Origin of the sequence: Ilumatobacter sp., from assembly GCF_049588435.1 — a bacterium.
GTDB lineage: Bacteria > Actinomycetota > Acidimicrobiia > Acidimicrobiales > Ilumatobacteraceae > Ilumatobacter_A.
Map to the genome: position 1 here is coordinate 1 of NZ_JBAVYV010000439.1, position 11642 is coordinate 11642.

The window sequence follows — 11642 nt, forward strand, 5'->3', positions numbered from 1 at the left end:
GTCGGGAAGATCAGCAGGCCGATGTCCATGTACGCACGGTAGTCACCGGAGTTCGCGGGAAGTTCACCGCATGTCTGGAAGCGCTCGTGGGTACACCGGGTTGCATATGGACATGACGTCGACGATCACCTCGCCCGTTCGGTCGGACCGTTTCGATCCGGCGTCGCTGGCTGTTCGCTTCGCAGAAGTCCGCGCGCGAACCGAACGGTTGGCCGCGCCGCTGTCGCCCGAGGACCAGATGGTGCAGTCGATGGACGATGTCAGCCCGACGAAGTGGCATCGCGCGCACACGACGTGGTTCTTCGCCGAATTCGTGCTCGGTCTCGACGGCACCAGTGCGCGTCCACACGATCGCCAGGAGTACCGCTTCCTCTACAACAGCTACTACGAGGCCGTCGGCGCCCGTCATCCACGACCGAACCGCGGTCTCGTCACCCGCCCGTCGTGCTCCGAGGTCGCCGACTACCGTGCGGCGGTCGAGGCGGAGGTCGCGGAGCGGCTCACGAGCGGTGCGCTGTCCGATGAGCAACTCGCGATCCTCGAACTCGGAACGCATCACGAAGAGCAGCATCAGGAACTGTTGCTGATCGACATCAAGCACGTCCTGTCGATGAATCCGGCGATCGGTCCGGCCTACGTCGATCGTCCGGTCATCGATTGCGACGACCCCGGGCGCGCGCGCTTCGTCGACGTTCCCGGTGGCGTGGTCGGGATCGGGGTCGAGGACGCCGGATCGTCCCGTGCGGACTCGTTCTCGTTCGACAACGAGGGCCCGGCTCACGAGGTGCGGTTGTACGACTTCGCGCTGGCCGATCGCGTCGTGACCGCCGGCGAATGGCGGGAGTTCATGGACGATGGCGGATACGAACGACCCGATCTGTGGAGGTCCGACGGTTGGTATCGGGCACAGGACGAGGGGTGGTGTGCGCCGCTGTACTGGCGGCCCGATCCCGACTCACCCGGCGATTGGTGGATCCACTCCTTGACCGGTCTCCGAGCCGTCGACCCCCACGAACCCGTCTGCCACGTCTCGCACTACGAGGCCGACGCCTACGCCACGTGGGCCGGAGCGCGACTCCCGACCGAGTTCGAATGGGAGCATGCCGCTCGCGTGACGGGTGCGGGCCCGGAGACTGCCGGCTTCCTCGACGAACGCAACGACAGCTTCACGTTCCACCCGACATCGCCGATGCCCGAGGCTTGGGCAGACGGCGGCATCCGTCAGATGTTCGGTGACGTGTGGGAATGGACATCGTCCGCCTACCAGCCGTACCCGGGATACCGCCCGGCCGATGGCGCCATCGGTGAGTACAACGGCAAGTTCATGTCGGGCCAACAGATCCTGCGTGGCGGCGGCGCTCTCACCCCGCCCGGCCACGCCCGAACCACGTACCGCAACTTCTTCCACCCCCACACCCGCTGGCACCTCGGTGGTGTCCGCCTCGCACAGGACTGATCAGACCACATGGATTCGCACCTCCGCTCCGACACGACCGAGACCTCCCACTTCCTCGACCCCGCCGCACTCGAACTCCGCGACGCGCTCACCCGTCTCCCGCGCACGCTGCCTCCGCGCTGGCTCTACGACGACCGTGGGAGTGAACTGTTCTCTCAGATCACCTCGGTTCCGGAGTACTACCAGACCGAAGCCGAGCGCTCGATCCTCGCCGACCACTCCGCGGTGATCGCGGAGTCGACCGAGGCGACGACCGTCATCGAACTCGGGTCGGGCACGAGCGACAAGACCCGCACCCTCCTCGACGCGTTCGTCGCCCACGGGCTGATCCAGCGTTTCGTTCCCCTCGACGTCAGCGAAGCGACGTTGCTCGACGCGGCCGAGATGCTCGTCGAGCGTCATCCCGAGATCGAGGTGGAGCCCGTCGTCGGTGACTTCACGCGTCACCTCCATCTGCTGTCGGCCGTCCCGACGGCAGGTGAGCGGTTGGTGCTGTTCCTCGGTGGGACGATCGGCAACTTCTACGTCGAGGAACGGCGCGCCTTCCTGGGCGCTCTCGCCGACGTCCTCGCCCCGGGTGACTGGGTGATGGTCGGGATCGATCTGGTCAAGCCGATCGACCGGCTGATCGCGGCCTACGACGATGAGCAGGGCGTCACCGAGGCCTTCATCCGGAACGCGCTCACGAACATCAACCGCACCTACGACGGAGACCTCGACGTCGGCAACTTCGGGTACGTGCCGTTCTGGGACGGCCGTCAGCAGCGGCTCGACATGCGGCTGCGAGCGTGTGATCCGATGACCGCCCGACTCGACGGGCTCGACCTCGATCTCGAACTCGCGGCCGGCGAGGAGATCCGCGTCGAGATCTCCTCCAAGTTCACACCCGAGCGGACGGTCGAGGAACTCGCGGAGGTCGGCTTCGACGCGGAGTCCCAGGTGTTCAGGGACGACGCCGGTGACTACGCGGTGATCCTCGCCCGTCGCAGCTGACCGTCATCGGGTGCCTGACACACGATGACGGCGGGGTGTCACTCGGAGAAGATGTCGTCGAGGAGACCGTCGAGGAAGTCGCCGTCCGGCAGGACGAACTCACACTCCTCGAGCGTCGCGTCCGAATCGTCTCCGGCCTCGTCGTCGGTGCTCGAATCGGTGTCATCGCCCTCGGAGTCGTCCGAGTGATCGTCGTGATCGAAGTCCGGCAGTTCGAACGGGAGGCCGGTCTCGATGGCGTTGACGTCGCCGTCCGTGGTGATCTCGATCTCGCCGTCGGTCTGGGTGATCGTGATCGATCCGTCGCCGTCGCCGAAGTCGAACATCGAGAGGAAGTCGTCGGCCTCGGGATCGAGCACGGTCACCGAGCGGCCGAGGAGCTCATCGAATCCCATGTCCCAGTCGGCATCGGCCGGCAACTCGCCCTCGTCGAGGAAGTCGGGAATCTCGATCGAGAAGCACCGCTCGAACTGGTCGAACATCCCGCCGAGATCACCGAGCCCGCCGAGATGGCCGAGGTCCGGCAGCTCGTCGGGATCGGCGTCATCGTCCTCTGTTCCCGAATCGTCGGGGGTGGACTCGTCCGGCGTGGTGTCGTCGGTCGACGGCTCGGTGTCGACGGGAGTTGAATCGTCGCTCGCGTCGTCGTCGCCGGCCTGGACGAGCTGGGATCCGACCACGACGCCGCCGACACCGAGTGCCGTCGCAGCGACGGCGGCCAGAACGAGCCGTCGACGCGATCCCGGTTGCGGAGCGGTCGGCTCCGGTCGGACGTCATCGGGGGAGGGCGGGGGGAAGTGGTCCATGTCGATCCTTCGGCATCAGCGGAAACGGGCGATGTCACCACTCTGCCGAGGCGACCTGAAGCCAACCTGAGAACGACCCCTGATCGCCGACCCGAATCTTGCGGTGAGATGTGAGACGCCCTGGTGGTCTCACATCTCACCGGAAGAGGCTGGTCGCGGCGTCAACGGTGGTCAGACCGCGAAATCCACGGTGAAGCGCGCACCGCCGAGGGGTGACGTGTCGACTCGTACCGTTCCTCCGGAGCGTTCCGCGATTCCCCGGACCACTGCGAGTCCGAGCCCGGCGCCTCCCGCGTCGCGGGTTCGCGCGTCGTCGAGGCGGACGAATCGTTCGAAGATCCGCTCGCGGTCGGCCGGTGCCACACCGGGGCCGTCGTCGTCGACGATCAACTCGACGTGGGTCGCCGACGAACGGAGCGCGACGCTCACGGTGGACCGTGCGTGGCGGGCGGCGTTGTCGAGCAGGTGTGCGACGAGTCGCGTCAGCTCGTCCTGACGTCCCCGAACGCGTCCCGCCGAGACCTGGCTCGAATCCACCGGAACGCGTCGCGTCCGGTCGGCCTCACCGATCACGATGTCATCGAGGTCGATGTCGGTGACGGGTCCGATGACACCCTCGTCGTGGCGGGCGAGCGTGAGCAGGTCGTCGATGATCGTCGACAGGCGAGCGGATTCGTCCGCGACGACGACCGCGAGTCGACCGACGTCGGCGGTGTCGGGGTAGCGAAGCGCGACCTCGGCGTCGTTGCGCATCACCGCGACGGGGGAGCGCAGTTCGTGGGACGCATCCGAGATGAAGCGGCGCCGGGCGCGATCGTCGCCCTCGAGCCGATCGAGCATCTCGTTGACCGTGAGCGCGAGCGTCGAGATCTCGTCTCCCGACCGCGGAACCGGAACCCGTGCATCGAGCGAGCCCCCGCTGATCGTCGAGGCACGCTCGGTGATCGCTCCCACCGGTCGGAGAGCTCGGCTGATGAGCACCCACGCCACACCGGCGACGAGCATCGTGAGGAGTGGAACGGCGAGCCACAGCCCGCGCTGCACGCGGGCGACGCTGCGATCGACCGCGGCCGCGTCCGCGGCGACGAGCAAGGGTGTCCCGTCGACGTCCACGACCCCGGCGATCGTGCGCGCGTCGGGATCGGTCTCGATGAACGAGTCCCGGGTGACCGGCCGGAGGCCGACGTCGTCGGTGAGCAGGTCGTCGATCTCCTCGGACGAGATGACCGGGATGCCGTCGTCGATGACGGTGTCGAGGTCGTCGACGAGGCGGAACGAGCCGTCGGTGTCGACCTCCGCTCCGATCGTCGGACCGAGCTCGATCACGAACGGGCCGTCGGCCGCCTCGGTGAGCAGGTCCAGCCGATCGATGCCCTGCAGCAGCTCGATCTCTGCACGGGCGGCCGCTTCGAGTTCGTCGTCGTCGAGTCCGAATCCGGAGAAGAAGTCACCGAACATCTCACCGACGTCGACGAGCACATCGGCGTCGATGCCGAACAGCTCGCCGTCCGTGATCTCGATCAGGTCGTCCGGGTCGAACGCCGACGGCACCCCGAGCGTGAAAAGGAGCGATGACTTCTGGGCCTCGGCTGCGAGCAGGTCGTCCTCGAGGATCGGGCGCACTGCGGTGGGTGCGACCAGCGCGAGCACCGAGAACGCGACGAACGCGATGGTCGCCATTGTCCAGGTGAGACGGGCGCGCATCGAGATGCCGCGACGGGTTCGGCTCATCGATCGACCGCGAGTTGGTATCCGGCGCCGCGCACCGTGCGGATCGATTCCCGGCCCAGCTTCTTGCGCAGGTAGCCGATGTAGACCTCGACGATGTTCGGGTCGCCGTCGAAATCGAGCCCCCACACCGCGTCGAGCAACGCGGACTTCGACACCACGTCGGGGCTGCGCCGCACGAGGTACTCGGCGACGGCGAACTCCCGTGGCGTGAGCTCGACGGAGCCATCCGGTGTCGTCACGACCAGCCGCCCGAGATCGAGCGTCACGGTGCCCGCGCCGATCGTGTTGTCCGCGATGCCGGAGCGTCGCCGCAGCAGTGCCCGGAGACGAGCGACGAGCACCACGAACGAGAACGGTTTGCGGAGGTAGTCGTCGGCACCGGTGTCGAGTCCTTCTGCTTCGTCGTACTCACCGTCCTTGGCGGTGAGCATCAGGATCGGCGTGTTCACGCCGGCGGCGCGCAGCTCCCGGCAGACCTCGTAGCCGTTGCGACCGGGCAGCATGATGTCGAGGATGATCGCCGCGTAGTCGACCTCCTGCGCGCGCCACAGTGCATCGCGTCCGTCGTGGACGATGTCGGTGGCGAAGCCTTCGGCGGACAACCCGCGAGCGATCGACTCCGCGAGGCGGACTTCGTCGTCGACGACCAGGATGCGCACCAGGCCGATTCTGCCCGATTCGCCTGAGGACTGCCTGAGAGTCGCCGGTCCGCGCCCCTCGGGTGTCGCTCAGTCGCGGAAGTTCTGGAACTGCAGCGGGATCCCGATGTCTTCGCCCTTGAGGAGTGCGATGACTTCCTGGAGAGCGTCGCGCTTCTTCGCGTTGACCCGGATCGAGTCACCCTGCACCTGGCTGGTGACGCCCTTGGGGCCCTTCTCCTTGATCGTGCGGTTGATCAGCTTCGACTTCTCCTGCGAGATGCCGACGGCGATCGTCATCACCTGCCGGACCGTGTTCTGGCTGGCCTCCTGCACGTCGCCGTACTCGACGCCGCGCAGCGACACCCCGCGCTTCACCAGCTTCTCCTCGACCACGATCCGGAGAGCGTTCAGCCGGTCCTCGCTGGCGGTGTGCATCGTGATCACCAGCTCGGTCAGCTCGATCGACGAGTTCGTGTTCTTGAAGTCGTATCGGTTGGCGATTTCGCGCTGGGCCTGATCGACCGCGTTGCGAACCTCCTGCTCATCGACTTCGGAGACGACGTCAAAACTTGCCATGCCCGAAACGGTAGCGGAGGTGGCGGCAACGGTTGCGTGGCGGGTTGCGCGATCGGCCCGCACCTGTACGCTTTCGTCGCCTCGTTCGACAGACCACTGCGAGTCTCGAGTCGAAAGTCTGTGGAGCGGGGACCAATAGGGTCGGTGTCCGAGTGGCCAAAGGAAGCAGATTGTAACTCTGCCGGCGTATGCCTTCGTAGGTTCAAATCCTACCCGGCCCACACTCACGACGAGCCCGTCAGCACTGCGCTGACGGGCTCGTTTCGTTTTTCCGTTGCCTGCGCTTCTCGTCGCGGATCGACGCGGTTCGCGCACAGGATCGCGACGAGAATCGAGGACGACGCGGGCGCCGGCAGCTCGCGTCGGTCCGCCGGCCGGCGATGGCTCAGCCGTTCGCAACTCGTTTGCGCAGCGCCGTGAAACACAGCGTCATGCTGATCGCGGCGACCACGCCGATGGCGAGCGCCGTCTGTGCGAGCTCGTCCCACTGCCAACCCTGCAGCGTCAACGAGCGGAGACCGTCGAGGATGTAGGTGACCGGGTTGAGCCCGGCGACGGTGTCGAGCCAGCCGGTGAGCTGCGACCGGGGGACGTACGACGACGTCATGAACAGGAACGGGAAGAACAGCAGGAAGCTGGACTGCACCGCCGCCGGATTTCCGGTCTTCAGCGCGATCGCATAGCCGAACCCGGAGAAGGCGAGGCTCCAGCAGGAGGCGATGAGCACGAACACCACGATGCCGAGCGGTCCCGACTCGAAACGCACGCCGAGCCCGAAGCCGAGCAGCACGATCGGCACGGTCAGCCCAGCGGCGACCGCCATGTCGGCGACCATGTGCCCGACCAGGATCGCGGTCCGGCGAATCGGGGTGAGCAGCAGCCGGTCCATGTAGCCGTTCTGGACGTCGAGGACGACCGCCGGGGCTCGTGACACGCCCGTGACCCCGAGGAGGATCGCGGTCGCCATCTGGAACGCGGTGTAGTCGATCCCCGCGACATTGCCCTCGGTCAGTGGTTTGAGTGTGGCGACGTTCACGATGAAGAAGAAGAACGCGATCAGGACCGGTGGGATGACCGCCTCGAGATCCTTCGGGACCGCCCGCAGCGCGCGCCCCGCGACCGACGCGATGTCGTGGAGCAGCGAGGATCGTCGGGCTCGGATGTCGCTGGCCTCGATGGTCATCGCCGGTGCGTTCCGGCTGAGTGTCTGGGTGTTCATCGCGTGGCCTCCGTGGTGGGTGCGGGTGATCGATCGGATTGTTCGGGGGATGGCTCGTTGTCGCGGATGCGATTGCCGGTGACCTCGAGGAAGACGTCGTCGAGTGTGGTGGTGCGCAGCGTGAGGTCGTGGATGTCGACGCCGGCCCGTCCGAGTGCGATCGCGACCGGCCCAACGGTCGCTGCACCGTTGGCGGTCGCGATCACCAACTCGTCGTGCACGTCGTCGACGCGACTCACCCCAGCGACGCCGGACAGTGCGTCGCGGGCGATCTCGACGTCGCCTCCCACGCGGGCGATGATCACGTCGTCACCCACGCTGCGCTTCAGCTGCTCCGGGGTACCTTCGGCGACGAGTCGTCCACCGTTGATGATCCCGACGCGATCGGCGAGCACATCGGCCTCCTCGAGGTACTGCGTCGTGAGGAAGATCGTCATGCCCAAGGTCTCGTTGAGGCGTCGCACCTCGTCCCACACCGACGCCCGGCTGACCGGGTCGAGTCCCGTGGTGGGTTCGTCGAGGAACAGCACGTCCGGGTTGTGGACGAGCGACGCGGCCAGATCGAGGCGTCGGCTCATCCCTCCCGAGTAGGTCTTGATCGGTCGGTGCAGAGCATCGCCGAGGTCGATCAACTCGGCCAACTGGCGGAGTCGTCCGTCGATCTCGCGTCGGGTGAGCCCGTAGAGCCGTCCCTGCAGCCGCAACAGTTCGTCGCCGGTCTGGAGCGGGTCCAGCGCTGCTTCCTGCAGCGCGGCACCGATGCGGAGTCGCACCTGGTCCGGGCGGCTCTCGACGTCGAAGCCGGCGACGGTCGCCGAGCCCGAGGTGGGCGCCAGCAGCGTGCACAGCATGCGCACCGTGGTCGATTTCCCGGCTCCGTTCGGGCCGAGGAATCCGTAGATCTCCCCGGAGGCGATGCTCAGGTCGAGGCCGTCGACGGCAGTGGTGCCGTCGAAGCTTCGCCCGAGTCCCCTCACGATGATGGCGCTGTCGCCGTGAGCGGCATCGAGTCCGGCATCGCTGTCGGTCGGGCGGTTGTCGGTTTCGGCGGGATGTTCAATGGTCGTCGTGTCCGTCATGGGTGCTCCTTCTGGTGCGGCTGGTCGTGATGTGTCTCGCTTCCCGAACATAAAACCCAATGCGGTCAGGATCTGGCCGCAATCAGAACTATTCTGATTTTCGTGGCCGATACGAGCGAACGGATGCTGCGACTCCTGACGTTGTTGCAGACCCACCGGGACTGGAGTGGGAACGACCTCGCCGACCGCCTCGAGGTGTCACCGCGCACCGTGCGCCGGGACATCGATCGATTGCGCGGCCTGGGTTACCCCGTCGAGGCGAGTCCGGGTGTGGACGGTGGCTATCGGCTCGCGCCCGGTGCCTCGCTCCCACCCCTCGTCCTCGACGACGACGAGGCGGTCGGACTGGTCGTCGCCCTGCGCGCCGCGGCCAATCTCGGCATCGCCGGTGTTGCCGAGGCGTCGGTCACGGCGTTGGCGAAGGTCGTGCAGGTGCTCCCACCACGTCTGCGTCGTCGCGCCGACGACCTCGCCGTGATGACCGTCGCTGCACAGTGGGGCGATCCGGAGGCCAACGTCGACACGCAGAGCCTCACGACCCTCGCGACGGCGGCGCGCAACGTGGAGCGCCTCGAATTTGCGTACCGCGACAAGCGCGGGGCGGACACCGCCCGGCGAGTCGAACCGATGCAACTGGTGACGCTCGGCCGTCGCTGGTATCTCGTCGCCTTCGACAATGGTCGCGGTGACTGGCGGACCTTCCGCGTCGATCGCATCGACAGCCCGGTGCTCACGGGTGAGCGGTTCGCGCCCCGACCGATTCCGATGGGCGATGCGGCGGCCTATGTCCGTTCATCGATCAGTGACTCGACGCCGCACACCGACTACGTCGTCGACGTCGACGCCCCCGCTTCGGATGTGCGTGAACGAGTCGGCCATTGGACCGACGTCGTCGAACTCGACCCCGACCACTGCCGCCTGACGATCCCGAGCCGTGCGCTCGAGTGGCCGACGATGGTCGTCGCATCGCTCGGTGCCGACTTCGAGGTGCGGTCGCCACCCGAGTTCTCCGCCCACCTCGCGACCGTCGCCATCCATCTCACGACCGCCACCTCGACGACCGGTCCCACAACCTGAGCCCCTCGACCGCCCACGGGTGCCGAACCGGTCGACGAACAGCTGACGTACATCCCCCGCACGGGTCCGAAGCCCTCGCGGCCGTCGTCTGACGCCATCGGGACGCGATCGTCGAACCGCGGGCGCCATCTCCGGACAGGTCGACTCGCAGTACGCTCGGCGCCGTGGCGGGTCGGTTCTTCGTACGGGAGTCCGGCGTGTTCGCGCAGCCGGCGGTGCCGACGATCCTCGATCAGCCGCTGTCGGGGCGCGGATGACGGCTCGCCTCGATGCCCTGATCCTGTGCGACTACGCGCAGATCCGCGAGGGACTGCTGTTCGTCCAATCGGGAGGACTCACACGGCTGGTGGCCGCTCGGCTTCCCGCACCGTTCCGGTGCCATGTTGCGGCCATGGTGTACATGCCGCCCAACGAAGCGGTCGAGGCCCACCGGATGGTGATGAAGATCAAGTCGGCCGACACGGCCACGCTCATCGCCACCGTCAAGGTCGACTTGTACGAAGTGGATCGTCCGACGGGGCTGCTCGCCGGAGAAGGTCGTCAGGTGCCCGTCGTCGTGCCGCTCGCGAAGATCCTGTTCCCGGCCGCCGGCCGCTACGACCTGCAGGTCGACATCGATGACGAGATCGCCGGCGATCTGGCGTTCCGTGTCGTCGAGCGGGCCTGAATCAGAGCATCAACTGCATCGTGGCGACGTCGAGCCACCGCCGGAACTTGCGACCGACCTCGCGCTCGATTCCGATCAGCTCGAATCCACACGCCCGATGGAGCGCGAGCGACGCCTCGCCGCTCGTCTCGATCCGTGCGATCATCGAGTGGAAGCCGCTGTCGCGCGCTTCCTCGATCAATCGGTCCATCAGCGTGCGGCCGATCCCGTGCCCCGCATACGCGCGTGCAACATAGATCGACGTCTCGACCGTCGGGCTGTAGGCGGGCCGTTCCTTGAACGGGGAGAGCGAGGCGAAGCCCACCACCCTCGACTCGTTCGGCGGCTCCGTGTCGCTGCCCTGGAGGCCGCCCACCTCGGACCCGGTGACGGCCACGATTGCCTTGAACGCACCCGCCCGAGCGGCGATCCAGGCTTCCTGGTCGGCGAGCGAGCGCGGCACCATGTCGAGCGTCGTGGTGAAGTTGTCGACCTCGTGGTTGTAGATCGCGCGCATCGCCTCGGCATCGTCGTGCTCGGCGGAACGAAGTGAGACCGTCACGCGCTGGGTGGTGGACCGGGGCATCCCCGACGACGCTATCGCTCGCGCCCGGCGCACTCGGCGAGCATTCGTGGCTGATCGACGCCTGCGGTTTCGGTGACGTCGGCGACGGCATCCGCTGGTCGGGGACCGTGCCGCGAAACGATCCATCGCGCGGTGGGAGTCCGAGAGGCGCCGATACACTCGTGGGCTGGCCGCAACGCTGATGCGGTCCCGAAGGTTGCCCCGGATCCGATCAATCGGAGCGGAACGGCCGTCGGAATCACATAGTCAGCAACGGCTCGATCGAGTGCACGATGCACTCGTTCGTGACGCCCTCTTAGCTCAGTCGGTAGAGCACAGCCATGGTAAGGCTGGTGTCGTGAGTTCGATTCTCACAGAGGGCTCGACCAAGTGGTCGGGGAGACCCGGCGACGAGCCAAGTCATCTAGCGATAGGTCATAGCCACACGGCGGCGTAGCTCAGTTGGTCAGAGCATCCGGCTCATAATCGGAAGGTCGTCGGTTCAAGTCCGACCGCCGCTACCAGTCATCCCAGTACCAGGAACCCTCAGGAGCGAGGAAAGCAATGAGCAAAGCAAAGTTCGAGCGGAACAAGCCGCACGTCAATGTCGGAACCATGGGCCACATCGACCATGGCAAGACCACGCTCACCGCGGCGATCTCCAAGACGCTGTCCGAGCGGGGATTGGCCGATTTCACCGACTTCGAGGGAATCGACAAGGCGCCGGAGGAGAAGGCGCGTGGGATCACGATCTCGATCTCGCACATCGAGTACGAGACCGAGAAGCGCCACTATGCGCACATCGACATGCCTGGTCATGCTGACTACATCAAGAACATGATCACCGGTGCGG

12 protein-coding genes and 3 tRNA genes are annotated in these 11642 nt (G+C 66.6%); 8 read left to right on the forward strand and 7 right to left on the reverse strand.

From position 1 onward, the window contains the following. Positions 1-112 precede the first annotated feature (112 nt). Together egtB and egtD are read left to right on the forward strand one after the other, a co-directional pair. Entirely contained in the window at positions 113-1456 is a 1344-nt protein-coding gene (egtB, locus tag WBV89_RS16795) for an ergothioneine biosynthesis protein EgtB (RefSeq protein ID WP_423982492.1), read from the forward strand. Between the two features lie 9 nt (positions 1457-1465). Next, on the forward strand, positions 1466-2449 hold the full coding sequence (gene egtD, locus WBV89_RS16800) for an L-histidine N(alpha)-methyltransferase (protein ID WP_423982493.1): 984 nt from the start codon (positions 1466-1468) through the stop codon (positions 2447-2449). A gap of 38 nt (positions 2450-2487) precedes the next feature. On the opposite strand, the gene WBV89_RS16805 is transcribed toward egtD, so the two are convergent. The 4 genes from WBV89_RS16805 to WBV89_RS16820 all read right to left on the reverse strand — a co-directional run bounded on the left by WBV89_RS16805 (position 2488) and on the right by WBV89_RS16820 (position 6203). Continuing rightward, a complete protein-coding gene (locus WBV89_RS16805) occupies positions 2488-3255 on the reverse strand; it encodes a hypothetical protein (RefSeq protein ID WP_423982494.1) in 768 nt (255 codons plus the stop codon). Positions 3256-3426: 171 nt separating this feature from the next. Beyond that, positions 3427-4986, reverse strand: a complete 1560-nt coding sequence (locus WBV89_RS16810; protein ID WP_423982495.1) for an ATP-binding protein — start codon at positions 4984-4986, stop codon at positions 3427-3429. Beyond that, entirely contained in the window at positions 4983-5645 is a 663-nt protein-coding gene (locus WBV89_RS16815) for a response regulator transcription factor (RefSeq protein WP_423982496.1), read from the reverse strand. Before WBV89_RS16815 ends, WBV89_RS16810 begins: the two co-directional genes overlap by 4 nt. A gap of 69 nt (positions 5646-5714) precedes the next feature. Then, positions 5715-6203, reverse strand: coding sequence for a YajQ family cyclic di-GMP-binding protein (locus WBV89_RS16820; protein ID WP_423982497.1), 489 nt, complete (start codon positions 6201-6203; stop codon positions 5715-5717). A gap of 138 nt (positions 6204-6341) precedes the next feature. Between WBV89_RS16820 and WBV89_RS16825 the strand changes: the two genes are divergently transcribed. After that, positions 6342-6424 (forward strand) — tRNA-Tyr (locus WBV89_RS16825). Positions 6425-6588: 164 nt separating this feature from the next. Here WBV89_RS16825 and WBV89_RS16830 read toward each other — a convergent pair. After that, positions 6589-7422: an ABC transporter permease gene (locus WBV89_RS16830; protein ID WP_423982498.1), complete on the reverse strand. Its 834-nt coding sequence runs from the start codon at positions 7420-7422 to the stop codon at positions 6589-6591. Next, on the reverse strand, positions 7419-8501 hold the full coding sequence (locus WBV89_RS16835; protein WP_423982499.1) for an ATP-binding cassette domain-containing protein: 1083 nt from the start codon (positions 8499-8501) through the stop codon (positions 7419-7421). The genes WBV89_RS16830 and WBV89_RS16835 overlap by 4 nt, the downstream gene beginning before the upstream one ends. A gap of 102 nt (positions 8502-8603) precedes the next feature. Between WBV89_RS16835 and WBV89_RS16840 the strand changes: the two genes are divergently transcribed. After that, the gene (locus WBV89_RS16840) at positions 8604-9578 is read left to right on the forward strand and encodes a helix-turn-helix transcriptional regulator (protein ID WP_423982500.1); all 975 of its coding nucleotides are present in this window, start codon (positions 8604-8606) and stop codon (positions 9576-9578) included. A gap of 253 nt (positions 9579-9831) precedes the next feature. Continuing rightward, the gene (locus WBV89_RS16845) at positions 9832-10245 is read left to right on the forward strand and encodes a DUF6941 family protein (protein WP_423982501.1); all 414 of its coding nucleotides are present in this window, start codon (positions 9832-9834) and stop codon (positions 10243-10245) included. A gap of 1 nt (position 10246) precedes the next feature. On the opposite strand, the gene WBV89_RS16850 is transcribed toward WBV89_RS16845, so the two are convergent. Next, a complete protein-coding gene (locus tag WBV89_RS16850; protein WP_423982502.1) occupies positions 10247-10810 on the reverse strand; it encodes an N-acetyltransferase family protein in 564 nt (187 codons plus the stop codon). Positions 10811-11099: 289 nt separating this feature from the next. On the opposite strand from WBV89_RS16850, the gene WBV89_RS16855 reads away from it, so the two are divergent. The 3 genes from WBV89_RS16855 to WBV89_RS16865 form a co-directional block, all read left to right on the forward strand. Next, positions 11100-11172 (forward strand) — tRNA-Thr (locus tag WBV89_RS16855). A 64-nt stretch (positions 11173-11236) separates the two neighbouring features. Further along, positions 11237-11313, forward strand: a tRNA-Met gene (locus tag WBV89_RS16860). 40 nt (positions 11314-11353) lie between these two features. Beyond that, positions 11354-11642, forward strand: a 289-nt coding sequence (locus WBV89_RS16865) for a GTP-binding protein (RefSeq protein ID WP_423982503.1), incomplete at its 3' end; no start/stop codon positions are given.

Excerpts from the sequence above, each read along its gene's own strand:
- WBV89_RS16805 (WP_423982494.1), bottom strand. The coding sequence starts at position 3,255 with ATGGACCACTTCCCCCCGCCCTCCCCCGATGACGTCCGACCGGAGCCG.
- WBV89_RS16835 (WP_423982499.1), bottom strand. The coding sequence starts at position 8,501 with ATGACGGACACGACGACCATTGAACATCCCGCCGAAACCGACAACCGC.
- WBV89_RS16820 (WP_423982497.1), bottom strand. The coding sequence starts at position 6,203 with ATGGCAAGTTTTGACGTCGTCTCCGAAGTCGATGAGCAGGAGGTTCGC.
- WBV89_RS16810 (WP_423982495.1), bottom strand. The coding sequence starts at position 4,986 with ATGAGCCGAACCCGTCGCGGCATCTCGATGCGCGCCCGTCTCACCTGG.
- egtD (WP_423982493.1), top strand. The coding sequence starts at position 1,466 with ATGGATTCGCACCTCCGCTCCGACACGACCGAGACCTCCCACTTCCTC.
- WBV89_RS16830 (WP_423982498.1), bottom strand. The coding sequence starts at position 7,422 with ATGAACACCCAGACACTCAGCCGGAACGCACCGGCGATGACCATCGAG.
- WBV89_RS16850 (WP_423982502.1), bottom strand. The coding sequence starts at position 10,810 with ATGCCCCGGTCCACCACCCAGCGCGTGACGGTCTCACTTCGTTCCGCC.
- egtB (WP_423982492.1), top strand. The coding sequence starts at position 113 with ATGACGTCGACGATCACCTCGCCCGTTCGGTCGGACCGTTTCGATCCG.
- WBV89_RS16845 (WP_423982501.1), top strand. The coding sequence starts at position 9,832 with ATGACGGCTCGCCTCGATGCCCTGATCCTGTGCGACTACGCGCAGATC.